The organism is Natrinema versiforme JCM 10478, from assembly GCF_000337195.1.
Taxonomy (GTDB): Archaea; Halobacteriota; Halobacteria; order Halobacteriales; family Natrialbaceae; genus Natrinema; species Natrinema versiforme.
This window is the reverse complement of record NZ_AOID01000013.1, coordinates 55043-79524: the sequence shown is the minus strand read 5'-3', so window position 1 is coordinate 79524 and position 24482 is coordinate 55043. Positions and strand designations below refer to the sequence as shown.

General features: G+C 66.5%; 30 protein-coding genes. 3 read left to right on the top strand and 27 right to left on the bottom strand.

The features are described 5' to 3' along the window. Positions 1–75 precede the first annotated feature (75 nt). The 25 genes from C489_RS03530 to C489_RS03410 all read right to left on the bottom strand — a co-directional run bounded on the left by C489_RS03530 (position 76) and on the right by C489_RS03410 (position 20947). Complete coding sequence (locus C489_RS03530; protein ID WP_006429766.1) at positions 76–570, bottom strand: universal stress protein; 495 nt, start codon at positions 568–570, stop codon at positions 76–78. Positions 571–677: 107 nt separating this feature from the next. Beyond that, positions 678–1100, bottom strand: coding sequence for a universal stress protein (locus tag C489_RS03525; RefSeq protein WP_006429765.1), 423 nt, complete (start codon positions 1098–1100; stop codon positions 678–680). 51 nt (positions 1101–1151) lie between these two features. Further along, on the bottom strand, positions 1152–1895 hold the full coding sequence (locus tag C489_RS03520; RefSeq protein ID WP_006429764.1) for a TOBE domain-containing protein: 744 nt from the start codon (positions 1893–1895) through the stop codon (positions 1152–1154). A gap of 18 nt (positions 1896–1913) precedes the next feature. After that, positions 1914–2717 carry an ABC transporter ATP-binding protein gene (locus C489_RS03515; RefSeq protein WP_049890572.1) on the bottom strand — a complete coding sequence of 268 codons (804 nt, stop codon included), beginning with the start codon at positions 2715–2717 and terminating at the stop codon, positions 1914–1916. A gap of 56 nt (positions 2718–2773) precedes the next feature. After that, a complete protein-coding gene (locus tag C489_RS03510) occupies positions 2774–3445 on the bottom strand; it encodes an ABC transporter permease (RefSeq protein WP_006429762.1) in 672 nt (223 codons plus the stop codon). A gap of 28 nt (positions 3446–3473) precedes the next feature. Next, positions 3474–4394 (bottom strand): substrate-binding domain-containing protein, encoded by a 921-nt coding sequence (locus C489_RS03505; RefSeq protein ID WP_006429761.1) that lies wholly within the window; start codon positions 4392–4394, stop codon positions 3474–3476. A gap of 152 nt (positions 4395–4546) precedes the next feature. After that, positions 4547–5011 (bottom strand): hypothetical protein, encoded by a 465-nt coding sequence (locus tag C489_RS03500; protein WP_006429760.1) that lies wholly within the window; start codon positions 5009–5011, stop codon positions 4547–4549. A gap of 89 nt (positions 5012–5100) precedes the next feature. Then, positions 5101–5985 carry a hypothetical protein gene (locus tag C489_RS03495; RefSeq protein WP_006429759.1) on the bottom strand — a complete coding sequence of 295 codons (885 nt, stop codon included), beginning with the start codon at positions 5983–5985 and terminating at the stop codon, positions 5101–5103. An 80-nt stretch (positions 5986–6065) separates the two neighbouring features. Continuing rightward, positions 6066–6914: a hypothetical protein gene (locus C489_RS03490; RefSeq protein ID WP_006429758.1), complete on the bottom strand. Its 849-nt coding sequence runs from the start codon at positions 6912–6914 to the stop codon at positions 6066–6068. A gap of 47 nt (positions 6915–6961) precedes the next feature. After that, complete coding sequence (locus C489_RS03485) at positions 6962–7504, bottom strand: hypothetical protein (protein WP_006429757.1); 543 nt, start codon at positions 7502–7504, stop codon at positions 6962–6964. Continuing rightward, positions 7501–8886 carry a hypothetical protein gene (locus C489_RS03480; protein WP_006429756.1) on the bottom strand — a complete coding sequence of 462 codons (1386 nt, stop codon included), beginning with the start codon at positions 8884–8886 and terminating at the stop codon, positions 7501–7503. The genes C489_RS03485 and C489_RS03480 overlap by 4 nt, the downstream gene beginning before the upstream one ends. 117 nt (positions 8887–9003) lie before the next feature. Beyond that, positions 9004–10296 (bottom strand): outer membrane protein assembly factor BamB family protein, encoded by a 1293-nt coding sequence (locus C489_RS03475; RefSeq protein ID WP_049890547.1) that lies wholly within the window; start codon positions 10294–10296, stop codon positions 9004–9006. A 2-nt stretch (positions 10297–10298) separates the two neighbouring features. Continuing rightward, entirely contained in the window at positions 10299–10670 is a 372-nt protein-coding gene (locus tag C489_RS03470) for a DUF3209 family protein (protein ID WP_006429754.1), read from the bottom strand. Positions 10671–10761: 91 nt separating this feature from the next. Then, positions 10762–11121: a hypothetical protein gene (locus tag C489_RS03465; protein WP_152423093.1), complete on the bottom strand. Its 360-nt coding sequence runs from the start codon at positions 11119–11121 to the stop codon at positions 10762–10764. Positions 11122–11184: 63 nt separating this feature from the next. Next, entirely contained in the window at positions 11185–12417 is a 1233-nt protein-coding gene (locus C489_RS03460; RefSeq protein ID WP_006429752.1) for a CbiX/SirB N-terminal domain-containing protein, read from the bottom strand. Positions 12418–12443: 26 nt separating this feature from the next. Further along, positions 12444–13136, bottom strand: coding sequence for a hypothetical protein (locus C489_RS03455; protein WP_006429751.1), 693 nt, complete (start codon positions 13134–13136; stop codon positions 12444–12446). Continuing rightward, the gene (locus C489_RS03450; RefSeq protein WP_006429750.1) at positions 13133–13399 is read right to left on the bottom strand and encodes a ferredoxin; all 267 of its coding nucleotides are present in this window, start codon (positions 13397–13399) and stop codon (positions 13133–13135) included. Before C489_RS03450 ends, C489_RS03455 begins: the two co-directional genes overlap by 4 nt. A gap of 23 nt (positions 13400–13422) precedes the next feature. Further along, positions 13423–14466 carry a precorrin-3B C(17)-methyltransferase gene (cobJ, locus tag C489_RS03445; RefSeq protein WP_006429749.1) on the bottom strand — a complete coding sequence of 348 codons (1044 nt, stop codon included), beginning with the start codon at positions 14464–14466 and terminating at the stop codon, positions 13423–13425. Between the two features lie 15 nt (positions 14467–14481). Further along, complete coding sequence (locus tag C489_RS03440) at positions 14482–15360, bottom strand: precorrin-3B C(17)-methyltransferase (RefSeq protein WP_006429748.1); 879 nt, start codon at positions 15358–15360, stop codon at positions 14482–14484. After that, on the bottom strand, positions 15357–16352 hold the full coding sequence (cbiG, locus tag C489_RS03435; RefSeq protein ID WP_006429747.1) for a cobalt-precorrin 5A hydrolase: 996 nt from the start codon (positions 16350–16352) through the stop codon (positions 15357–15359). The genes C489_RS03440 and cbiG overlap by 4 nt, the downstream gene beginning before the upstream one ends. 2 nt (positions 16353–16354) lie before the next feature. Further along, on the bottom strand, positions 16355–17260 hold the full coding sequence (locus tag C489_RS03430) for a cobalt-precorrin-4/precorrin-4 C(11)-methyltransferase (protein WP_006429746.1): 906 nt from the start codon (positions 17258–17260) through the stop codon (positions 16355–16357). Beyond that, entirely contained in the window at positions 17253–17996 is a 744-nt protein-coding gene (locus tag C489_RS03425; protein ID WP_006429745.1) for a cobalt-factor II C(20)-methyltransferase, read from the bottom strand. The genes C489_RS03430 and C489_RS03425 overlap by 8 nt, the downstream gene beginning before the upstream one ends. After that, positions 17993–18607, bottom strand: a complete 615-nt coding sequence (gene cbiT, locus C489_RS03420) for a precorrin-6Y C5,15-methyltransferase (decarboxylating) subunit CbiT (RefSeq protein ID WP_049890544.1) — start codon at positions 18605–18607, stop codon at positions 17993–17995. Before cbiT ends, C489_RS03425 begins: the two co-directional genes overlap by 4 nt. A 160-nt stretch (positions 18608–18767) precedes the next feature. Then, entirely contained in the window at positions 18768–19550 is a 783-nt protein-coding gene (locus C489_RS03415; protein ID WP_006429743.1) for a 3-oxoacyl-ACP reductase family protein, read from the bottom strand. Positions 19551–19621: 71 nt separating this feature from the next. Further along, complete coding sequence (locus tag C489_RS03410; protein ID WP_006429742.1) at positions 19622–20947, bottom strand: cobyrinic acid a,c-diamide synthase; 1326 nt, start codon at positions 20945–20947, stop codon at positions 19622–19624. A 236-nt stretch (positions 20948–21183) separates the two neighbouring features. Between C489_RS03410 and C489_RS03405 the strand changes: the two genes are divergently transcribed. The 3 genes from C489_RS03405 to C489_RS03400 all read left to right on the top strand — a co-directional run bounded on the left by C489_RS03405 (position 21184) and on the right by C489_RS03400 (position 22857). Next, positions 21184–21744, top strand: a complete 561-nt coding sequence (locus C489_RS03405) for a DUF1802 family protein (RefSeq protein WP_006429741.1) — start codon at positions 21184–21186, stop codon at positions 21742–21744. 69 nt (positions 21745–21813) lie between these two features. Then, positions 21814–21981 carry a hypothetical protein gene (locus tag C489_RS22065; RefSeq protein ID WP_006429740.1) on the top strand — a complete coding sequence of 56 codons (168 nt, stop codon included), beginning with the start codon at positions 21814–21816 and terminating at the stop codon, positions 21979–21981. 195 nt (positions 21982–22176) lie between these two features. Continuing rightward, on the top strand, positions 22177–22857 hold the full coding sequence (locus C489_RS03400; RefSeq protein WP_006429739.1) for a class I SAM-dependent methyltransferase: 681 nt from the start codon (positions 22177–22179) through the stop codon (positions 22855–22857). A 78-nt stretch (positions 22858–22935) separates the two neighbouring features. On the opposite strand, the gene C489_RS03395 is transcribed toward C489_RS03400, so the two are convergent. Both C489_RS03395 and C489_RS03390 read right to left on the bottom strand, forming a co-directional pair. Further along, entirely contained in the window at positions 22936–23730 is a 795-nt protein-coding gene (locus C489_RS03395; protein ID WP_006429738.1) for a cobalt-precorrin-7 (C(5))-methyltransferase, read from the bottom strand. Next, positions 23727–24476 (bottom strand): precorrin-8X methylmutase, encoded by a 750-nt coding sequence (locus C489_RS03390; RefSeq protein ID WP_006429737.1) that lies wholly within the window; start codon positions 24474–24476, stop codon positions 23727–23729. Before C489_RS03390 ends, C489_RS03395 begins: the two co-directional genes overlap by 4 nt. Positions 24477–24482 lie beyond the last annotated feature (6 nt).

Sequence of the window (24482 nt, the reverse complement as noted above, 5' to 3'; positions counted from 1 at the left end):
CCCCGCGCCAGCGGCGTCAGCTCCCCCAACAGCCTCTTCCCCGCGACAACGCGGCCGACCCGTTTCCGGTTCCGGCTACAGCTCGTCCGTCGAGTCGATATCGACGATCTCCTCGGCGTCGTCGGTATCGTGCCGGCGAACGACATAGACGTCGTAGCGCTGGTCGTTCGCGACCGGACTGCCGACGCTCGACTGCGGTGCGATCACCGAGCCGGCGTTCTCCGAGCCGATGAAGACGACCGACGCCTCGACCTCGCCGGCGACGCGGCGGATCTCGCGGACGACGTTCGTCGTCGAGGTCGCCGTCGGCTCGTCGGAGTCGACTCGCTCGATCCGGACCGTTGCCTCGGACGCGACATCCGCGGCCCGGTTGCCGATCCCCGTAGCGATCGCGTCGGGGTCGAACGGCTCGCCCTCCGTGATCCAGCCCCGATCGCGCGCGTACTCGGGGTCGTCCGGAATCACCGTCAGGACGACGACCTCCTCGTCGAGCAGATCGCCGAACGTCGACGCCCGCTCGAGTGCGTGCGCCGCCAGTTCCGAGCCGTCGAATGGGACGAGCAGTGACATACGATTACGTCACACGACAGCGGTGGTAAATGTTCGGCCTCCGACAGCCGTCGTTCGCGGCCGACACTGCCGTCCGCGGTTCGCGAACGGACACGGCCGGTTCGGCGTTAGCCGATGACCAACACCGGGCGATCGGCCGTTCTGACGACCCTGTCGACGGTGCTCCCGAGCAGCGCCCCTTTGAACGACGACCGGCCGCGGGAGCCGAGAACGACCGCATCTGCGTCCACTTCGGCTGCGTACTCGAGGATCTCCTCGTGGGGAACGCCGAACCGAACCGCCGTCTCGACGGCCACGTCGCCCTCGGTCGCCGTCGCTTCGAGGGCCGCGAGCCAGTCGTCCGCGCGCTCCTCGAGGCGTTGCCGAGCCTCTTCGGGATCGACGATGCCGCTATCGTAGTCGGTCCGCTCGTCGACGACGGCGATCCCGTACAGGGGCGCGTCGAACCGCTGGGCGAGCGCGACCGCGTGGTCGACCGCGGTCGCCGCGGCGTCGCTCCCGTCGGTCGCGACCAGAATAGCGTCGTACATGGGCGGCGATACGGCCCGCCTCGAGAAAGGCGTGTGGTTCGCTCGGAAGCCTCAGGTACCGCCGTCCCCGTCTCCGTCCCGGTCGCCGCTCGAGACGCCACGCGCCGCCGTCGCTTTCACCGAGGCGACGACCGATCGGCCGGGCTCGAGGTCCAGCGCCTCGACGCTCCGACGAGTGACCAGCGCCACGAGTTCGGTGTCGTCCGCGGTCCGCCGCTCGTTGCCCTCGACGGTCTCGAGGTCGATCCCGATCCTGGCGACCGCGTCGCCGGACTCGAGCCACGAGACGAGCCCCGGAAACCGGTTTCTGACGCTCGTCCCCTCGGCTCGGGGGACGTCGCTGGGCGCGTGCAGGCTGACAGCGTCGGATCGGATCGTCACGGACGCGGTCGCGGCCTCGGACGGGACGACCGCCAGCACGTCCCCGACGCCGGTCGCCACGGTCGCGAGTTCGCCATCGCGGTCGACGACCGGCCCCGAGAGCACCGTCTCGTCGACGCGAGCGACTCCCTCGTAGGCCGCGACCAGCCGATCGAACCGCGCCAGCAGGTCCCGTGCCGTCCCCGTCAGGGAACTCCCGCCGCCGTCGGCCCCGCCGCGGGTCCGCTCGACCAGCGAGCCGATCGCCTCCTCGAGTTCGACCACGCGCTGTTGCAGCCGCGGATAGGAGCGCTCGAGGGCCTCGGCCGCGCCCGACAGCGAGCCGCGGTCGTCGATCGCGCGCAACATGGCGACGTCGCTGCGATCGACTGCGACGTCGTCGATCCGCAGGTAGGGGTCGAACTCCTTTTCCATTCGACTCGCCCTTCGCGGTCAGGCTGGAAGTTCGTTTTCATCGTACAACAGATCGCCGCGGACGAAGCGGGCGGTCCGCTCGTCACGCGGGGCGTTGAAGATCCGCTCCGGCGGACCGACCTCGACGAGTTCCCCCTCGAGCAGGAAGGCGACGCGGTCCGAGATCCGCTCGGCCTGATGCATGTCGTGGGTCGCGAGCAAGACGCCGTGGCCCCGCTCGCGCGCCCGGTCGATCGCCCGCTCGAGGATGGCCGTGTTCCGCGGGTCGAGATCGGAGGTCGGTTCGTCGAGGACGAGCAACTCCGGGCGCGGTGCGAGCGCGCGGGCGAACGACACCCGCTGGGCCTCCCCGCCCGACAGCGACCCCGCGTCGCGGTCCCACTCGTCCCGGAGTCCGACGAGTTCGAGCGCCTCGAGGGTGCGGTCGTCGACCGTCGGCGAGCCCCGAATCCAGCGAGTACCGACTCGCTGTACGAAGTCCCGGAGCCGCTGGGACCACGGCCGGCGGATCCGGCCGCCGATATCCACGTTGCGCGCCACCGTCGTCTCGAACAGGCTCGCCCGCTGGAAGACCATGCCGATCCGCCGGCGGATCTCGAGTCGCTCGTCTCGAGAGCGAGCCCACGGGTCCGTCCCGTCACAGCGGACGACGCCGTCAGTCGGTCGCTCGAACAGGGCGGCCAGCCGCAACAGCGTGGTCTTGCCGGCTCCCGAGGGACCGATGATCGTCACGATCTCGCCGGACTCGACCTCGAGTGAAACGTCCGTCACGATTTCCGTGCCGTCGACGCCGTAGGTAACGTCCTCGAGCGCGAGGTTCATGGCCGTCTCATCGGGATCGAACGTGGGATTCTCGTGGACGTCGTCTTTCTCGTGCATCATCGACCTCCGAGTCGCAAGACGATTCCGTTGACGAGCAAGACGAGGACGAGCAACACCGCGCCGAGTATCAGCGCCGTTTCGAACTCGCCCTTCCGGACCTCGAACTGAATCGCGGTAGTCAGGGTTCGGGTCTTCGAGGTGCCGTCGGCGTAAGCGATGTTACCGCCCACGATGAGGACGGAGCCGACCTCGCTGATCGCGCGACCGAACCCGGCGAGAATGCCCGTGATGACGCCGTATCGAGCCTCTTTGAGGGTAATCAGGGCGACATCGGCTCGCGTCCCACCGACCCCGTAGGCGGCCCCCTGCACGGCGTCGTCGACGCTTTCGATCGCCGAGAGCGCGACGCCGGTGATCACGGGCGCGGCGAGGACGAGTTGGGAGATGATCATCGCCTCGGGCGTGTAGATGAGGTTCAGGGTCCCCAGCGGCCCCTGATTCGAGAGGACGTACCAGACGAGGAGTCCGACGACGACGCTCGGAAACCCCATCCCGGTGTTGATGACGGCGGTGACGAACCGCTTCCCTCTGAAATCCCCGAAGCCGACGGCGAAGGCGATCGGCAGGCTCAGGGCAGTACTCAGCAGGACCGCGAGTAGACTGACCGTAAGCGAGAGCCGGATGATACTCCGGAGATAGGTCGGATCGGAGAGTACCTCGAGTGCCATCAGTGGTGGAGAGAGAAGCCGCTCACGATCAGTCGTCCGACGAGTCCGGTTGCCACCCTTCGGGGACGTACTGCTGGAAGTCCGGATCCTCCGACAGCGCCTCGGGATAGAACAGCTGTTCGCCGTTCGCGGTGAACTCCTCGATAATCTTCTGGCCCTCGGGGCTCGTGAAAAACCCGATGTACGACATCGCCAGCTGATAGTTGACGTTCGGGTGGATCTCGGGGTTGACCGCCATGATCCCGTACGGGTTCGCGAGCAGCTCCGGGCCGTCCTCGATCGGCCCTTCCACCAGGATCTCGAGGTCGAGGTCGTCCCGCGAGAGGTAGGTACCCCGATCGGCGAGCGTGTAGGCCCCAGACTCGTTCGCATTGGTCAACGTCTCCCCCATCCCCGAGCCGAGGCTCTGGTACCACTCCCCGCCGGGTTCGACGCCGGCCTCGTTCCAGATCACGAGTTCCTTCGTATGTGTTCCGGACTCGTCCCCGCGGGAGACGAACGTCGCCTCGTCGCTCGCGATCGCGTCGAAGGCGGCCGCCGCGCCCTCGACATCGCTGATGCCGGCCGGGTCGTCGCTCGGGCCGACGACGACGAAATCGTTGAACATCAGGTCGCGCCGGTTGACCCCGTACCCCTCCTGCATGAACTCGTCTTCGCGCGAGCGCGCATGGACCAGAATCACATCCGCGTTACCGTCGCGAGCGGAGCGGATCGAGGCACCCGTACCCTCCGCGTTGGCGGCGACGCGCACGCCGTATCGCTCCCTGAACGCCTCGTTGATCTCGGTGAGCAACCCCGTGGCTTCCGTACTCGTCGTCGTCGCGAGTGCGAGTTCCTCGCCGGCGATCGAGCCCTCACCGTCGTCCTCTCCCGATCCAATGCAGCCGGCAACGGCCGTCGCGATCCCCGCCGCGCTCGCCCCGAGGACCTCCCGACGTCGATATTCCATATAGGAAACAACGACGGAAGACAATCCCATAAACGTACCGCTCCGAATAGCCGTCAACGGTTACGACTCCCGCTCGAGGCGGTGCTAGCGAGGAAATAGTAACTGTTTCCGATTACGCAATGCCGACCGGAACGGCTCCGACCGTCGACGAATCACTCGGACTGTGCGACCGCCGCGACGACGTTCTGGACGTACCGCATGCTCGTCGCGATCGACATGATCCCGTCCATTAGCGTCTGCTGGGATGCGCCGTCCGGATAGACGCGGTACTCGACCTGCACCGTCTCCGCTTCGCGCAACTGACAGGAGATCCCCTCCTCGTCGAGGAACGTGTAGAACCCTGGCGTCGCCGCCAGCATCGGTCCGACGTACCGGAGCAACTCGGCGCGTTGCTGATCGTCGCGGAGCAGATTCCTGGTTTTCTCGGTATCGAACCCGCTGCGGCCGACGATTCGAACCGGGCCGAACTCGGCTTCCTTGATCACGTGGACCGGCAGGTGCGAGAGTTCGACCTGAAAATTGAATTCGGTGTCCTCGTCGGTATGGGTGGTCACGTTCCGGATCGCCGTGTCGTCGAGCCAGTGCTGGACCTGCGTCTCGCTGATGTGGGTTGTCACACCCGCTCGTCGACGGCGAGGCGAATAAGGCTTCAGCGCGAGCACGCATGGCCCGTCTCGTTCCGCCTCGAGTGGGCCGATCCGGTCTCCTACGTGTGTTTGTCCGGTATCGTCGAGTGCCGCGTCGTCCCGCGCATGTCCGCTCGCTTCGACGGCGGCGGTGCCATCGTCGAGTGCCGGCTCGGGCCGCCGGACGCCGACCCGCGGTTTCCGTCGCTTCCGAGTCCGGATCCGAGGAGGCCATCATCGTCCTCCGCGTCCGTCTCCGCCTCCTCGGCCGCGGCGTCGTCCGCGTCCTCGGCATCGGCGGCCGGTTCGTCGGCATCGTCCGCATCGACAGTGGATTCGTCGGCGGCCCCCGCACTCGCCGACTCGAGTCGCTCTTTGAGTTCGGAGACTTCGTCGCCGAAGTCGGCGAACGAATCGCTCATTGCCGACCGGAGACGGTCCCCGGTGTCACCGGTGGTCTCCGACTCGTCCGATTCGTCGCTCTCAGCCGTGTCCGCGTCGTCGCCCACCGATTCGTCCGCCTCGCCCTCGCTACTCGCCGGTTCGTTGATGCTGGCGTCTCCCTCCTCGTCGTCACCGGCGGCCTCGGCCCGCTCGCCGATCGTCGCCCGGAGGTCGTCGACGGCCGTCTCGAGGCCCCCGTCGTCCGCCCGATCGGCGAGTTTCGAGAGGTGGAGCAACCGCTGGAGATCCTTGAGGTTCTCCTGTTCGCCGCGGGCGATCGCCTCCGGGATCGAGTCCGGTTCGGTCCCGTCCGCGAGGGTGTCCAGCCCGACCGCCGCGAGCAGGTCGTCGGGCGCTGCCGACTCGAGGAGGTCGCTTGCGTCCGCGGCGGCCTCGAACAGGTCCGTCTCGGCCGACTCGTCGTCGCCGTCCGCGTCGCCCCCGGAAACGATCGACCCGCTGGACGCGTCGGCCTCGGTCAGTATCTCGTGCACCCGGTCGTGTAGTTGCGATTCGCTCATTGGTTTCTCCGAGAGTGCCGCGTGGTGTCCGCTCGCGTGTCTTTCCGGCTCCGAAGCGAGATCGAATCCGTGTCAGTCGACTACTCGGCTTCGGCCTCCGCTTCGGACTCCGAGTTCGAGTCCGACTCCTCGTCGGTCACCGTCCCGATGATCTCGTCGGTCATCTCCTCCCGGCTCAGGTTCGCCTTTACGCCGACGTCCTTCGCGACCGACTGCAGATCGCTGTAGGACATGACCCCGAGGAAGTCCTCGAGTGTGTCCTTCCGGAGGTCCTCAAGGTCTTCCACGGACGGCTCATCCTCGCCTTCATCGGCCGCCTCGGCATCCTCGTCAGCGTCTTCGGACGCTTCGCTGTCCGGTTCATCGCTTTCATCGCTTTCGTCCTCCGCCTCTTCGGCGACCTGATCGTCACCGCCGTCCTCGTCGTCCGCCTCGTCCGCGGATTCCTCGTCCTCGGACTCAGCCGGCTCCTCGGCTTCGTCCGCCGGTTCCGAGTCCGCTTCGTCAGCCGATTCGTCCTCGGCGTCGTCGCTCTCGCCGCTGCCGATCCCCTCGAGCAGTCCGTCGACGCTGCTGCCGTCGGTGACGCCCTTGGCCATCGACTCGAGGGACTCGCGGCCCTCCATCTCCGAGATCGAGTCGCGAATCGCGTCTCGAATCGCCGTCGGGAGCTCGGACCGCAGATCGCCGATATCCTTCCCTTCCTCGATGCCCTCATCGATCGTCTCGTGGATCTCGCGGCCGATCGCGGTCCCCAGTTCGCGGCCGAGTTGCTCGCCGAACTGGCGGCCGACCGCGGCCCCGATCTCGCTTCCGTCGATACTGTCCTCGATGCTGCCCTCGCCGAGCATATCGGCCACGTCGACCTGATTGCTGACCTCCTCGGCGACCATGCTCTTCAGTCCCGAGCCGTCACTCACGGCGATCACCTCGCGTGTGATCCGATTCGGTGGTGTCGCGATTCCGTATCACAGGCTTACTCCTCCTCGGCTTCCGCTTCCATCTCTTCCTCGTCTTCCGTCTCCTCGGTGGCGTCGTCCTGATCGGACGCCTCTTCCTCGCCCGATTCGGCGTCGCTCTGCTCGCCGCTCTCGTCTTCGGCCTCCGCTTCCGCGTCGCCGTCCTCGGTTTCGTCGTCTTCGGATTCATCGGGTTCGGGGCTTTCCTCGTCCGCCGATTCCTCGTCCTCGTCTTCGTCCTCGGACTCCGCCGGTTCTTCCTCCGCCGTCTCTTCGCCTTCGTCTTCGGCTCCCTCTTCGCTTTCTTCGTCCTCGCCCTCCGACTCGGTTTCGTCGCTACTGAGCAGTTCCTCGACGACCATATCGCCGATCGTCCGACCGAGTGACGCGCCGACCTTCCGCCCGACGAGCGCGCCGATCTGGCCGCCCAGCGCCGCACCGAGGGGCATGTCCTCGTCGATCTCCTCTTCCCACTGGGTCCCCTCGACCAGTTGATCGACGTCGATGTTTTCCGTGATCTTCTCCGTGTCAATCCGCTGTGTCAGTGATTCGTCGCTCATGATGAGGCCTCCGCCTGTGACGCCGCGTCGGACTGTCCGCCGGACGATTCCTCGTCGCTATCGGGCTCGAGTTGTTCGACCACCTGTTCGATCACTTCGCTGACGACCATCGCAACGAACTCCTCGACCGGAAGGCTCGGGACGAGTCCGGACAGCTTCTCTTTCACCCAGTCGCTCGCTCTGGCGAGGGGACCCGGGGATTCCTCTTCCGCTTCTTCTTCGCCTTCCTCCGCGGGTTCCTCGTCCGCCGGCTCCGCGGAGTCCGCCTCGTCTGCTGCCTCCTCGCCTTCGTCTTCCGCGCCGTCCTCGGCACCCCCACCGAAGAGTCCGCGGAGCCACTCCACGGGCTTGGTGAGAATTCCCTTCAGCCAGCCGGCAGCGGACGAGAGCATCCCGCCCGACTCGCCTTCCTCGCCCTCCTCGCTTTCCGTCTCCTCGTCTCCTGCCTCGCCGCCGATGCCGAGGAGTTTACTGAGCAGTTCCTTCGGCTTGCTCAGCAGCCCGCTGAGGAACTCCTTCGGCCGCTCGAGCAGGCCTCTGAGAGCCTCTTTGGCCTTCCCAGGGAGTTGCTTGAGCAGTTCCACCGGCTTGCTCAGGAGCGACTTTACCTTGTCCAGCATGGCACCGGGGCCGTCGAGCAGCCCCGTCACCGCGGACAGCAGATTTCCGAGCAGATTGTTCTCGCCCGGCCGCGCCGAGACATCGAGCTGGACCGGGTTCAGATTCACCTCGAGGCCGAGCACGTCGAGAAAGAGGCCGTCGAGATCGAGGTGGAGGACGCCGGAGGCGTCTTCGCCTTCGTAGACGGCTTCGGCATCCTCGGCGTGGCCTTCCTCGCGGTCGTCGTCGACGAGGTCCCCGGTGTCCTCGCGTTCGTCCTCGTCTTCGCCGACCTCCGATTCTTCGACTCCCGCGTCGGGTTCTGGCGATTCGTTTTCGGCTTCCTCCTCGGCCTCTTCCTCGACTTCTTGGGGCTCTTCCTCAGCTTCTTCTTCAGCCACCTCTTCGGCCTCCTGATCTTCTTCCTCCGCCTCTTCTTCAGCCCCCTCTTCGGCCTCTTGACCCTCTTCCTCCGCTTCTTCTTCAGCCTCCTCTTCGGCCTCTTGGTCCTCTTCCTCGACTTCCGCTTCGGCTTCTTCCTCGGCTTCCTGCGATTCGTCCGCGGCCTCTTCTTCAGCCGCGTCCGCCTCGCCACCCTCGGGCGTGTCTTCGACCTCAGTATCCTCGTCCGCCTCTTCCATCTCCGCTTGCCCGCCATCAGTCATCACCCGGGACGGCGGTCCCGCCTCCCGATCGGTCTCGTCGGGACGGCTCGAGGAGCGCTCGGCCCTCGCGGGATCCGAACGGTCCGCACGGCCGTCATGTGCGAAATCCTTGGTCATTATACGGACGAAGAGACGGCAGTGGGCGTTGTGGTGGTTGGCCTTGCGTATGCGACTCTCCGGCAGGTATGGGCGAAGAGAGTTGCCGCGAAAAACCGGTCGAACCGATGGCCGTCGCTACTCGAGCGAGCCGACCCGGAGCGCGTACTCGCCGCGGGTCTCGCCCTCGTCGTGGTACTCGACGGGCTCCTCGACGGCCGCGACAGTCCCGTTCGCGACGGCGGCCGCCGTCGCGATGCCGTCGACGCGCTCGCAGCCGCCGTCGCCGGACTCGAGGTCGAACCAGCGGACGGCGTGCGTGTCGGGGTCGCGAACGCGGAAGTTCTGGGCGCAAGGTGCGACCAACTGCTTGCCGTCTGCGGCGAGACCGTGGACGAAGCCGCGGACCTCGTCGTCCCAGAGGAGATCGCCGTCGGCGTCGAAGGCGGCCACTCGGTGTTCGTTCGGGTGCCGGGAGTCGGTCTCCCGGCTCTCGACCGCGTAGGTGTTGCCGGTCACGAACGCCACGCGGCCATCGCTCGCGTACGCGTGGTTCGGGTAGGCGTACAACGTCTCGCCGTCGATTTCGGTCTCCGTCGCGAGGTCGACGCGCCAGTGCTCGGCACCGCCGGGCCCGAGCAGGTAGCCGCGCTTGTCGCCGTGGCTCGAGACCGCGATCGAATCGCCGTCGAATGAGACATCGCCGACGCGGCGGTCGCCCTCGGTGCCGGGGTCCCACGTCCACTCGAGGTCGCCCGTCGCCGTGTCGAGAACGACGAGCCCGGTGTCGTGGTCGCCCATACAGCGGTTGTAGCCGACCGCGAGGCGCTCGCCGTCGGCGTCGAGGTCGAGCGCGATCGGCGAGGCGTCGGTCTCGTAGGTCCAGCGGACCGAACCGTCGGCGTCGAAGGCGTAGACCGTGCTGTACCACTGCCGCCGTTCGCCGTCACGTTCGTAGCGCCGGGCGGCGGCGTAGAGGCGCTCGTCGCCGTCGGCGTCGGTCCCCGACTCGAGCGCCACGATGTAGGGCAGGTAGAAGACGGTGTCTTTGACCGCCTCGCCGAGGTCGTCGACGGTGTCGTACCGCCAGCGCTGTGCTCCCGTCTCGGGGTCGTAGGCCGCGATCGTCCCCGTTTCGCCGCGGCCAGCGACGACGATCGTCTCGCCGTCCTCGGCTCCATCGCCCGCGAGCGATGCGATCCCGACCGCGTGGTCCGGATGATCGACCGTCCACCGGGTCTCGAGCGAATCGCTCTCGCGGGCGGTGACGGTCCCGTCCCACTCACCGGTGACGACGAGGTCGCCGGAGTCGGCGAACCCGACCGCGGATCGGGTCCACATGTGCCGGCTGCGGGCCGTCTCGATCTCGCCGAGCGGGACCGAGCGGAACTCGCGGGGCCGGTCGCGTTCAGTATCGGCAGTTCCGGCCATCGTCACTCCTCGACGGGGAAGGTCTCGTGGAGCGTGTCGTGGGCGTCGCCGAGTCCGCCGACGATGTGCTCGCCCTGCGCGCTCAGTCGTTGCACGGCTCGCTCGGCGTCACGGACCGCCAGCAGCCGTCCCCGCGTGTAGTCGTACTCGGGGTCGTCGCTGTCCATCGACGCCACCTCCTCCTCCAAATCGACCAGCGCCGCGTCGAGATGGCGCTCGACTTCGGCGAGGCTATTGGCCTCCGCGAGCCCCTGAATGGGCCCCTCGAGGTGGCCCTCGAGTTCCTTCTCCGCGTGATCGCGGGCGCTGTCGTCCCCGACGCCGAGGACGTTCATCAGTCCGAGTCGTAGTGCTTCGATTTCGTAGCAGCTCATAGGTGTGTCTTCCGTGTGCTTCGTTTTTCGTCGATCGATACTGGTGTGGCGCTGTCGTGGACGGACGCCGACACCGTCGAGGCCGTGTCCGCTATCGGTTTCGGGATGTGAAAGTGACTCCGCGGACGTTCTCGCGGCCTCGAGCGATCAGATAGGGACCGAGTAGAGCGGCGATGGAGAGGGTCGCAACGGCCAAGACGGCGGCCCCGTACAGTCCGGACTCCGCGAGTCGGCTCCGGACGGCCCAGATACCGATCGATGCGGCGATTCCGAACGCGTACAGCGCAGCGATTCCCCACCCTAACTCCGGCAGCGATCCGTCGATCCGAGCGTAGCCGACGGCGACGAGGCCGATACCCGAAACCGGGATAGAGAGTGCCATCGTCGGGTCCGGGACCACGACTAACCCACCGAACACGACGAAAATCGCATACGCCACTGTCGGAGGCATTTCGAGCTTCATTCCTCCTATATCTGGTCATTTATTTACCATACTGGAAGAAGTTTGTTTCGATCATAACGTTTGATCGACGAGGTCACTGACGATGCGGTCCCGGTCGAGGTGGTCGCCCACGATCCGTTCGGCGTCGTCGTCCTCGACGCCGCCGTACCAGACCCCGTCGGGGTAGACCGCGACCATCGGCCCGTCGCCGCAGCGACCCAGACACGAAGAGCGGGTGATGCGGGCGTCGCAGTGGTCGGAGTCCCGAACTTCCTGCCGGAGTCGCTCGAGGACCGCCGGCGAGCCCATCTTCGCGCATGTCTGGTTGGTACAGACCGCGACGTGCTTTTCGGGCGCGTCGTGGCTGTGGGGTTCGTCATCGATATCGTCGCGGTCGGCGTGGGCCTCCTGATGGGCCAGCGCCCGCAGCATGGCTCGTGCCCCGCCGACGTCCTCCTCGTAGCCCTCGAGGTCGACCTTGTACTTACAGGTGTCACAGGACATCTCCACGCTGTCGGTGCGGGCTTCCTGCCAGCGGTCGGCAAAGACATCCAGCAACCGGGAGTCCGTGCCGAGCGGGTCGCCGGCCAGCGCGTCGACGTAGGGGTAGTCCTCGTCGAACTCGGCGGTCCAGTCTCGGACCCGCTGGGTCAACACGCCGTCGCCGAGCATGTACGGCAGGACGACGACCGCGTCGGGCCGGTGCTTCGAGAGCCCGTGCAGGCTCTCTTCGAGCGTCGGCTCCGTCACACCGATAAAGGAGGCCTCGACGCGATCGAATTCGCGGCCCTCGTAGAGCAGCCGGGCCAGCTTGTGGACGTCGCCATTGGCGTCCGGATCGCTCGAGCCGCGGCCGCAGACGACGACGGCCACGTCGTCTTCCGTCCGATCGACGCCGAGTTCCGCTTCGACGGCAGCGGCGCGGTCGTCCAGTAGATCCAAGATTGCGGGATGAACCCCGAGATGCGACCCGTTGTTGATCTCGAGGTCGTGTTCGGCGCGGGCCTGCTCGATCGCCAGCGGCACGTCGTTTTTGACGTGGCTCGCAGCAAAGAGCGAGCAGTGAACGACGGTTACCTGCGACGTGACCGGCGCGAGTTGCGCGAAGGCCTCGTCGATCGCCGGCTCCGCGAGTTCGAGGAACGCGGCGTCGACCGGAATCCCCAGTTGGGACTCGAGGGACGCGGCCAGTTCGCGGACCTGTTCGTTGGACTTCTCGCGCCGGGAGCCGTGGCCGATCAGGAGGACGGCCTCGTCGTCGAACCCGGCTGTCGATGCGGGCGTGGTCTGGTCAGGTGTACTCATCGGTGTCGTGAGTGGTGGTCGGGTAGTTACTCGTCGTCGTACGCCGTCGCCTGCTCGAGGCTCCGCTCGAGTTTGCGCCGGCGACTTGGGGCGAACAGCCCGGTTTCCTCGCAGTTCTCGTAGAGCCACGTGCCGAAATCGGGCGCGGCGTCGTCGTCGACGCCGAACCAGTAGCCGCCCGACGAGGTTTCGGAGAGGTCGTCATAGGGGGCCTCGACCGGACACTCGTCGATCAGCTCCTGTGCGAACGCGAGCAGGTCTTCGTCGTCGTGGACGAACGAGATGCCGACGGTGCCACTCGAGGACTTGAAACAGACGGTGCCACAGCCCTCGAGCAGGCCCCGAAGCAGTTCGCGGTCGTACTCCGAGAACGCGCCGAAGCGGTAGTTCCCGCGGCCGTCGACGGGGAGGCCGAGCGCGCCGCTGCGGCCCAGAAGGCCCGACTCGTCGCCGTCGATCGTCAGCGTGTACTCGTCTTCCGTGCGCGTGATCGAGGTGTCGTGGGCGTAGTCTCGAGTCGTCGTCTCGTGCTCGAGGTCGCCGCCTGCGACCGCTGCGAGCACCTGCGCGGAGGCCTCGTCGTTGGCGACGACCTCGATGCCGTCGTCGGAAACGTCGCCGCTCCCGGCGACGTGGCCCCAGAAGTACGCCGTGGCGGCGTGGCCCGCGAGCGGATCAGCCGGTACTTCGATTTCGGTCGCCGAGTCCGCATCGCTCATTCGCCCACCTCTTCGACGATGATCGCGTCCGTGGGACAGGCCGCCGCGGCCTGCTGGGCCTCATCGATGCGGTCGTCGTCGAACGTCGCGACGACGCGCTCGGCGTTGTCGGTGACCTCGCCCTCGCAGTCGTAGACCGGGTCCGCACCGGGGTCGACGGTCGCGAGGCCGTCCTCGCCCTCGACAAAGCGCGGGTCGCGGGTCAGACAGGCGAAGATGCCGTCGCAGGCGTCTTTCTCGATGGTAACTTCGTATCGTGGCATTGTGGATGTTGTTCGAATTCCGCTCAGTAGTCGTACTTCGTCTCGTAGCCCCGCGGGGTGACCATCCGGTCGTCCCAGACGTAGGTGTCCTCGTTCCCGACGACGATCGTCGTCGTCATGTCGATGATCTCTCTCTCGCCGAGATCCTCGAGTTCGCCGAGTTCGGTGATCATCACCTGCTCGTCCTCGCGGCCGGCACCGTGGACGATGCCGACCGGCGTGTCCGCGTCGCGGTGGGCCAGCAGAATCTCGCAGGCCTTCTCGAAGTTCTCCCGGCGCTTGCGGCTCCACGGGTTGTAGATCGTGATCGTGAAGCTCTCCTTGGCGGCGGAGTGAAGCCGGGACTCGATCTCGGGCATCGGGACGAGGTGGTCCGACAGCGAGATCGAGACGGTGTCATTGACCAGCGGCGCGCCGAGCCGGGCCGCACAGGACTGGGCCGCCGGCACGCCCGGCACGGCCTCGAAATCGACCATCGACGCCGTCGCACCCTTGGACTCGAGGATCTCGAGCGCGAGCCCGCCGAGCGCGTAGACGTTGGGGTCGCCGCTGCCGACGATGGCGACGTCGTTGCCGGCAAGCGCGCGGTCGATGGCCTCCTCCGTACGCGACACTTCGCCGCACATCGGCGTGTCGTACAGCTCGTCGGCCTCCTCCGTAATCTCGTCCGGAATGAGGTCGATGTAGGTCGTGTAGCCGACGATATGGTCGGCCTCGAGCAGCGCGGTCTTCGCGCGGTCGGTCATCCCCTCCGGATGACCGGGACCGAGGCCGACGGCGCTCAGCTGGCCCGGCTCGGCGTCGAAGTCGTCGACCGTCGAGCCGACCTCCTTCTCGTTCGAGCCGCCGTCGTCCGAACTCGAGGCCCCACAGCTACTCGAGGACGAAGACGAGGAACTGGAACTCGAGGAGGCCCCGCACGTCGAACCGCTCGAGTCGTCCGTGCTCGACGCGCCGCATTTCGAACTCGAGCTATCGGTGCTGGCCTCGCTGTTGCTCTCCGTGCTCGAGGCTCCGCATTTGGAAGTCGATTCGTCGTCGGCGTCCGCGTTAGTGTCCGTGCTCATGGGTATGGTAGTGTTTCAGAAGTCGTCGACGTCACGCCCGCCGCGCGGGGTGACGAGGTACGTTCGGTCGTCGTTGCGCCAGGTCTCGGTCTCGTGGTTGCCGATGATCAGCGAGGTGCCCATCCCGGAGACCTTGTCGTCGTGGTCGGCGGCCTCGCCAAGAGTGGTGATAAACTTGCTCTCGCCGTTTCGGCCGGCATCTTCGCGGCCGGCGTCGTTGACGATCGCTACGTAGGCGTCGTCGGTCCGCTCCTCGCGGACGATCTCGACGGCCTTCTCGTAGTTGCGCCAGCAGTTGTAGAGGACAATCACGAAGTCCGATATCGCCGCGGCGCGCAGTTTCTCCTCGATCTCGTCCCAGCCGCGCCACTTGTCCGACAGCGAGACCGTACAGAAGTCGTTGCACAGCGGCGCGCCGACGTTGGCCGACCCGCCGAGCGCCGCAGTGAGGCCAGGGACGATCTCGATCGGCACGTCCGTCGCGTCCTCCTCCTCGGCCATCTTGAAGATGAGGTCGGACTTGCCGTAGACCGAGGGATCGCCGCCGGAGACGTGGGCGACGTCTTTCCCCTCGCGGACGTAGTCGAACGCCGCGCGGGCGAGTTCGATCTGGCGACCCATCGTCGAGCGGACGATCTCCTGCTCGAAGCCGTCCTCTCGAGTCGCGACCCCGTCCTCGTCCGTCCGCTCTTCGGCGGGGATCGTGCCGTCGTCGCGCAGGAACTCCTGATAGAGGCTCGAGGCGATGACGACGTCGGCGGACTCGATGACCTCCTTGGCCCGCTTGGTCATGTGGTCGGGCAGGCCGGGGCCGATGCCGACAACGTAGAGGGTACCGTGCTCGTCGGGGGTCCCGCCGGCCGCGGCGTCGGTCGATTCGGCGTCAGAACTCATCGTCCGATCGCCACCGTGACCTCGTTCTCGTAGCTGATCTTCTCTAAGATCAGTTCCTGTTCGGCCCCGCCGGCGATCGCGCTCGCCTCGGAGACGCCGGGCCAGCCGATCAGTTCCTTCGACTTCGAGGGCGTGGGCCCCTCGTGCTCGAGCAGCGTCTCCTTGTCGAAGGCGACGACGCCCAGATCGAGTTCCCGCGCGGCCTCGAGCAGCCCCTCCTCGTCTTCCTTCCGCGTCGCGGTGCCGACGAACTCCACATCGTCGAAGTCGTAGTCGGTCTGCTCGAGGGCTTCCTCCCACGCTGCGAGGAAGGCCTCCTTGCTCGCGCCGGAGACGCTGCCGGTGCCCAGCACGATCCCGTCGTTTTTGTTGCGCTTGAGTACCGTCACGTCATCGCCGACGAGGACGGCTTTCGGGCCCTCGAGTCGCTCGACTGGACCGAGGTTGTCGTCCAGTACGGCGAGGTTCGTCTTCACCGTCGAGTCGCCGTTGACGACGTGAGTGTCCATCGCCTTCGCGCGGGACTCGACGCCCTGCTTGCCGGCGGCCTCGCTTGCGGTAGTCATCGCCGGGACGGCACCCATCGTCGCCAGGTCCTGGGCGACCTGATTCGCGCCGTGGTGGCCGCCAGTGATCGGGATGGCCCAGGTGAGTTCCTCGTCGACCACACAGATCGCGGGGTCGTCCCACTTGTCGTCTAACAGGTGGGCCGTCTTCCGCATCGCGATCCCCGAGGCCATGAGGCCGATGAAGCAGTCGTACTCGCCCCAATGTTCCTCGAAGACGTCGCCGTGGTACTCGATGATGTCGATCGCCTCGTAGCGATCGCCGATCTCGGCTTTGATCTCCTCGGCGGTGTCCATCTTCCGGCCGAAGGAGATGATCGCGATTTCCTCGGCGACTTCGCCGTCCGAGTCCGCCGTCGAACAGTGGCCGCCGCCGGAGTCCGATCCAGAATCGTCGTTCGCGTTGTCAGCGTTGTCTGTACTCATGATTAATCGTCTCCTGCTTGCGTTTCCGATTCGTTCGCGTCGCTCGAGTCGGGGCCCCGATTGGCCCAATCACCGTAGAGGAAGGAACGCTCGTAGCCCGCGCCGGTCACCGCGTCGCCGATGACGACCAGCGCCGAGGCCCGGTACCCTGCTTCCTCCACTTTATCAGCAATATCGCCGATCGAACCGATGATCACGTCCTCGTCCGGCCACGAGGCGTGGTAGATTACCGCGACCGGGGTCTCGGGGTCGTGGTCGTCCTCGAGCAGCCGGTCCATCGTATCCCGGACGGCGTGGGTCCCGAGATAGATGCAGGTCGTCACGTCGCCCATCTCGACGAAGTCGGAGATGTGGTCCTCCTCCGGCGTGAGCGTCTTGCCCTGCGGCCGGGTGAACGCGACGTGATTCGAGACCTCGTTGAGCGTCAGTTGGGTCCGCAACGTCGCGCTGGCCGCGAAGGCCGACGTGACGCCCGGCACGAAGTGGGTCGGCACGCCCTCGTGTTCCAGCGCGTCCATCTGCTCGAGTGCTGCGCCGTAGATGGCGGGATCGCCGCTGTGGAGTCGCACGACGTTGTCGCCGTCCTCGTAGGCGTCCCGCATCAGCGGAATCAGTTCCTCGAGGTCCTTGCCCACCGAATTCACGAGCTTGGCGTGGCCGCAGTACTCGTCCAACAGTTCGCTGTTGACCAGCGAGCCCGCGTGGACCACGAGGTCGGCCGCCTCGAGCAGTTCCTTCCCGGCGACGGTCAGCAGTCGCGGGTTGCCGGGGCCGGCACCGACGAAGGGAATCCCTTCCTGTTCGTCGCCGGCGCTGTGCTCGAAGATCCGGTCGTCGAGTTCCTCGCGGCGGCGCTCGCCCTGAGAGTCGATCGCGTCCTGTGGGTCGTTGGGTGTCTCGTCAGTCATCGATGGCCTCCGCCGTGTCCGCAGTCGTCGCCTCCTCCGATCCGGACTCGTCGGTCCCGAAGGCGGCCGTTGCCTGCTCGACCTCGAGGTCCGCCTTCTCGGCGTAGGCGAGCGTGTAGTAGTCCCGTTCGTCGATCTCGCGGGGGTCGTCGGTGACGAGGGTCTCGCCCTGTTCCATGAACAGCCGGCGGCCGTAGGTCACGTCGTAGCCGGCCGCGACGAGCCCCTCGTGGGTCGCCGGCGCGTCGGTGACCTTGAACAGGATCATTCGATCCGGACCCGTGGGGCTGTGGCCCGAGGCGGCCTCCCGCAGGGAGAGCCCGGCACCGGCCTCGATCTCGACCCCCATTGCGGTCGCGAACGCGGTCACGGCGCTCACACCGGGGACTATCTCGAGGTCGACATCGGAATGGAAGGCGTCGATCGTCCGGCGCAAGTGTCCAAAGGTCGAGTAGACGTTCGGATCGCCCAGCGTCACGAAGGCGACGTCGCCGTCGCGGGCGTTCGGGGCGATCTCCGCGGCGGCCTCCTTCCAGGCCGCTCGCAGCTTTGCCTCGTCTTTGGTCATCGGGAAGTCAAGGTCCCCGATCTTCGACTCGTCCACGTGGTTCAACGCGACGGTTCTGGACAGGCGGCCCGGCGAGTAGACCACGTCCGCGTTCTCGAGGACTTCCTGCCCGCGAACCGTCACGAGGTCTGCCTCGCCGGGGCCGAGTCCGACGCCGTAGAGCGTCATTGTCGACTGTCCCCGCTACCGTCGGCTGCAACCGTCTTCCCGCCGTTTCCGTCCTCGTCGTCCGGCGTCGCGCTCCCGACCAGCATGTAGACCGGGTTGTCCGAGTTAAAGCTCGTCGCCCCGGCGAGTTCGTAGCCGTGGCTCACCTGGAACTGGACGACCTCCTCGAGCAGGTCCCGCTCGCGGAAGGCCTCCGTCGCTTCGCCCGCGACCTCGAGTCGCGAGACGTTCATCACCACGCGGTCGATCTCGGTCTCGACGGCGTGGTCGAGTACTGCTTCGAAGTTCCGGCTCCCGCCCAGAAACAGCGCGTCGGCGTCGTCGGGCAGCCCCTCGGGCGCTTCCGCGTTGCGGAGTTCGACGTCCGCTCGCACGGCGTCTTCGTTCGCGTCGAGGTTCTTCTCGGTCGTCTCGAGTCGCTCGGATTTCCGCTCGAGAGCGGTCACCCGCCCGGCTCGCTGTGCGGCTTCGATAGTGATGGCCCCCGTACAGGAGCCGACCTCCGCGAAGTGGTCGTCGGGCTCGAGTGCGAGCTTCGAGCCGACGACAGCGCGGACCTCCGATTTCGTCGGTCCGGCCTTCGCGTCGTGTGGAAGCGCGATGGGTGGCATCATCCGTTGGGACAGAGCCCGTCCCTAAAACAATTTTGTTTGGGGTAGAACAACTGCGATTGCCCAGGTGGAGTTGGAGTAGGACAACGGGAGTTGTTGAACGAGAGCGGACTGGTCGCTCAGACTGAAAACGCTGTCGCAGATCGTCGGCTGCGGGCCGTCACCACTCCATGCCGCCGTTGATACCCAGCACCTGCCCGGTCATGTACTCGGCCTGATCGCCGGCGAGGAATCGGACCATGCCGACGATGTCTTCGGGTTCGGCGAACCGATCCAGCGGGATGTCCTCGCGGATTTTGTCCTGCACGCGCTCGGGGACCTTCTCGAGCATGTCCGTCTCGGTAAAGCCCGGCGCGACGCAGTTGGCCGTCGAGCCGTGGCTGGCGAGTTCGAGCGCCAGCGTCCGCGTAAAGGCGAAGAGCCCGCCCTTCGAGGTCGCGTAGTTGGCCTGCCCGTAGTTGCCCTGTTGGCCGACCACGCTCGAGATGTTGATCAGCCGGCCGTGCTCGGATGTTTTGATGTCCTCGTAGAACGCCTTCGTGCAGTTGAACGTCCCGTTCAGGTTGACGTCGATGACCGTCCGCCAGTCCTCGTAGGTCATGTCCTCGAAGGTACGGTCGACGGTGATCCCCGCGTTATTGACGAGGACGTCGATTTCGCCGAGTTCCTCGCGGACTGCCGCGGCCATCCGCTCGACGGCCGCCGGGTCCGACACGTCGGCCTGGACGGGAACCGCCGTCTCGCCGTTTTCCTCGATGGTCTCGGTCACCTCGTGTGCCAGGTCTTCGGACGAGCGGTAGTTGACCGCCACGTCGGCACCGCAGCGAGCGAGTTCGAACGCGATCTCGCGACCGATCCCGCGAGACGATCCCGTTACGAGACAGGTTCGGTCGGTCAGTGGGCGACGCGACAGGGGCTCAAGGCGCTGGACGGTTTCGGCCATACTCGCCCTACGCGCCCATTCGTGTTAATTATTTGACTGTGTTTCAGATTTCGTGAAAGACGCGAAGACTGTTATATCTCGCTCGTCCCGACGGCCTCGAGGAACCGATCGAACGCCCCGCTCTCGGGATGAACGTGGACGTACGTGCCGAGCGACTCGTACTCTGTCAGACCATCGTGATCACCGTCGATCCCGTCGCCCCGCACCGTCTCGAAAGCAAAGCGGGCATCGCCGTCGACATCGGCGCTCGAGTAGTGGAACTCGTGGCCTCGGATCGTCCCGCCGGCGTCGGCGGTCAGCGTCCCCTCGACGGCCTCGAGTTCGACGTGGTCGAGCGCCTGATAGCGGTCGTGCATGGTCACGTCCGCGGGGAGGACCCCGGCCATCTCGTGGCGCTCCCCCTCCGCAGTGGTCAGCGACTGACTCATGGCCATCAGCCCGCCGCACTCGCCGAGCACTGGCAGTCCATCGCTGGCCAGATCGCCGAGTTCGGCAAGGGTGCCGGCCGACTCGAGTTCGGGAGCATGGAGTTCGGGATAGCCACCAGGGAGATAGACCGCGTCAGCGTCCGGGACGGGGTCGCCCGCGACGGGCGAGAACGTGACGACCGCGGCGCGCTCCCGAAATCGCTCGATGGTCGCGGGATACCGGAAGCAGAACGCGGCGTCGCTGGCGACGGCGATCGTCGCGTCGACTGGCTCCGAGTTTGCGGCGCTCGGTGCTGGCGACTCGGCGGCCGGCGGCTCGCTCGCGACGGCGGCCAGTTGCTCGGCCTCGAGCGACTCGGCGGCCTCCCGCAACGCTGTGGTCGGCAGCGCGGCCTCCTCGCCCATTTCGAGTCCCAGATGTCGGTCCGGAATCTCGAGGTCGTCGTTCGGCGGAATCCGACCGAAGTACGCGAGGTCGTCGGGTAGGGCGTCGCGGATGCCCTGCTCGTGACGGCCGCCGTGGGCGCGCTGGGCGACGACGCCGGCGACCTCGATATCCCGACCAATGGTGTCGGCGTACTCCCGGAAGCCGAGCGCGGTCGCCGCGACGCTCTCCATGCCGGCCTTGGCGTCGACCACGAGGACGACCGGCAGGTCGAGCGCTTCGGCGACCATGGCGGTGCTCGAGCCGTCGCCGTCGTACAGTCCCATGACGCCCTCGACGACGCAGATATCGCCCTCGCCGCGGCGGTAGTTCCGCCGGAGGCCGTCCTCGCCGCAGAGCCAGAGATCGAGCGTGCGGGAGGGGCGGCCCGCGATCGCCTCGTGGTGGCTCGGGTCGATGAAGTCCGGTCCCGCTTTGGCGGGCTGGACCGCGTGGCCGGCGTCCTCGAGCGCCCGAATGATCGACAGCGTCGCGACCGTTTTCCCAACGCCGGAGCTGACGCCGCCGAGGACGAACCCCTTCATTGGTGCCCCTCTGGAACGCGATCTCCCGTCTTCCCGACTCGTTTGGCTGCGATATCCACAGATCGCACGACGTTCATTATAGTTGGGTTAGTACAACTCGACTTGAATCCGTCGGTGGCCTCGGTACCGCTCGCGACGGTGACTCCCGAATCGGATTGACCCGGCTCGAGCCGAAGTCGGAGTCGGCGACCGAGCAGTCGAAATACAATTCAAACCGCTCCGCATTGGCTCGGGATATGAGCGACCACGAATCCGCGACGACTGCGATCCCGGCGCTGAAAGAACGCGCCGGCGTCGTCAACGCTCTCATCGACGGTGCACAGACGGTGCTCGTTCGCCACCCGACCCTCGATCCGGGGACGATCGACGAGCAGTTCGCGCTCTATCCGGCCTACACCCATCAGGAGCCGGCTCGCTATCAGTCGAAATACGAGGGCTATTATCATCGAGCGAGCGCCAAACCGGATGCGGGCGTGCCGATCCGCGCCGTCGCCGAGGTCCGCGCGGAGTACGCCGTCTCGAGCGACGATCTCGCTCCCCTCGCCCGCCACTACGTCTACACGCCCGACGGCCTGCGCGACAAATACGATCTCGAGGACGACCTGCGGGTGCTGTTGCTCCGAGTGAGCGAACTCGAGTCGCCGCGACTCATCGAGGAGCGCGGGAGCTACCGGGGCTGCCGTGCGTGGATCGAACTGACCGACGAGGTGGCTGTCGACCCCGATGCAGCCGCGCCCGTGCTGGACGACGCGACCTTCGCCGAACGGCGGGCGGCGGTTCGAGACGCGCTCGAGTGATGTCCGTTCGCGGGTCGGACCACCGACGAACTTACCCGCTGGAGTCGTGTACGATTCGCCGCTCGAACGATGACTGAAGACACAGGCTCCGACACCGAACGGCACCTCCGCGAGGCGCTCAGACACTTAGGGGAGACACAGGACGACGAGGACCTGCGGAAGACCCACTCCGTCGCGCTCGAAGAGGTCGAGAACACCGTCTCGACGGTCCTGCGGGAGTACGAGCAAGACGAGTGACCGAGCCGAGGGTCGCCCGTCACCTGACTGCTCGGTGGCCGCCGATCACAGACAAGGCGTTCACGGGCCCGCGCAGAATCCGCTCCCCGTTCGCGAAACAGTTATTTTGTTCACCCAACAATCACAGCGAACAATGGCATTCGAAGACCGTCGCGTCGGTTTACACCGATCCGCAGGCCGGAGGGGGAGACAGCCGTGACGAATCGAGACGACGAGGCCGTCAAAGAGCGCGTCCAGCAGTACTGGAACGACCGCGCGGAATCGTACGACGGAGACAGCCACCACGCCGTACATGGCGACGAGCAGCGCGACGCCTGGCTGTCGATTCTCCGGGACTGGTTCGGTGACGGTGACTCACCCCAGCGGGTTCTCGACGTCGGCTGTGGAACGGGCGTCATCTCGCTGTTGCTGGCCGAACTCGGTCACGACGTCTCCGGCGTCGACCTCTCGACGGACATGCTCGAGCGCGCTCGAGCGAAAGCCCGCGAGCGCGACCGGTCGATCGAGTTCCGAAACGGGGACGCGGAATCGATCTCGGATCCCGAGAACGCGTACGACATGCTGACCGCTCGGCACCTCGTCTGGACGCTGCCGAACCCGTCGGCGGCGCTTCGGGAGTGGCAACGGGTCGTCCGTCCGGGCGGCCGGATCGTCCTGATCGAGGGCCACTGGGACTTCGAGGAACCGTTCGACGGCTATGAAGAGATCCACGACGAGTTGCCGCTGTACGACGGACGCCCGCCCGAAGCGTTGGTCGACGTACTCGAAGAACACGGGCTCGAGCGGGTCGAATACGAGCCGCTGATGGAGTCGGTACTCTGGGGCGAAGAGCCGAACTACGAGCAGTACGTCGTCGCCGGCGACGTTCCGGAGTGAGACGGTAGCGAGATCGAACGGAGACGACGACGGAGAGATCGCCTGCGATACCCGCGACCGATCCGTTCTACCGTTCGGCTACGGAACCGGTTGCCGAACCGCGAGTACGACCAGATCCGAGAACGGCGTGTCGTCCGATCCGGTTCCACCAGCGTGCTCGGACAACTCGGCCAGCGTAAACCGATGAATTTGCTCGTCGTCGTGGGTTAACTTCTCGAGGACCAGCGCCTCGAGATCCGGATCAGCGCCCTCCTCGAGCAGGAACTGCGCGATATCACCGGGCATCCGGTCGTAGGGCCGCGGGAGCGCGAGCAGGTGCCGGTCGTCGTCCGTCACTGCGCTCGCGAGTCGGTCCATGTCGGGCTCGAGGTCGCCGCTCTTGTGGAGGGTGACGAACTCCGTGTCCTCCATCGGCGTCCGGGCGCGGCTCGCGGCCAGTTGGATCGAGGAGATGCCGGGGATCACGCGGACCGGAATTTCGGAATCGTGGCGTTCCACTGTATCCTGCACCTTTCCGACGAACTGGTACCCCGAGTGGTTCGGGTCGCCCATCGCGACGGCGGTTCCCGATTCGCCGGCCGCGACGCGCTCGCCGAACGTCTCGAGCGCTTCGGCCTCGTCCTTGTAGCCGCAGGTCAGCAGGTCCGCGTCGGTCAGGTCCGCGACGAACTCCACGACGGTGGTGAAGCCGACGACGACATCGGCCTCCCGGATCGCCCGCCGACCCCGCGGAGTCAGATACTCTTGGTTGCCCGGTCCGACGCCGACGGCGTAGACGGGGTCGACAGCGCGCTCGTCACTATCGGGCTCCGCCGCTCCCGCGGCGAACGTCGCCGGGTCCGGGCCCGACTCGAGGTCGTACTCGCCGCTCATCGGTTCCGGCCGTCCGCAGCCCGCGTCTCGGCGTCGAGCTCGAGGTCGATCTCGTCGGTTCGCACATCCTTCGCGACGTGGATTAGTTCGTTGGTCAGCGCCGCTGCGAGGCCACTCCCGCCGCGCCGACCGACGTTCGTGATCGCGGGTACGTCGTACTCCTCGCTCACCTCGCGGATCCGCTGGCGGCTCTCCTCGGCCTTGACGAAGCCGACCGGCGTCGCGACGATAGCGGCCGGTCGGGTGCCGTCCTCGATGCAGTCCGCCAGCGCGAAGGCGGCCGTCGGCGCGTTGCCGATCGTCGCGATCGCGCCGTCGTAGACGCCTTGCTTGTCGAGTTCAAGCACGGAGGCCGCGGTCCGGGTCATCCCCGTCTCCTCGGCCAGTTCGGCACCGTTTCCGATTGCCTTGCGCTTCTCGCAGTTGTGGCCGCGGCCGGTGATCCCCGCTTTGGACATCGTGATGTCCGTAACGATGGTCGCCTCGTCGAGGACGGCTCGAACCCCCGCGCGAACGGGTGCGTCCTCGTCGTCGCCGAGGTCGTCGCTGCCGGTAAACTCGATCAGGTGCTGGAACTCGATATCGCCCATCGAGTGGACCGATTTCTGTCGGACGCGGTCGGCCAGCGTCTCGTCGGGCACGAACTGGCGGACGATGTCCATGCTCGTCTCCGCGATGTCCATCGCGTTCTGTGTCGTCGCGCCTAAATCGGCGTACTCCTTCTCGAACTCCTGACTGTCGCTCATTTGGTA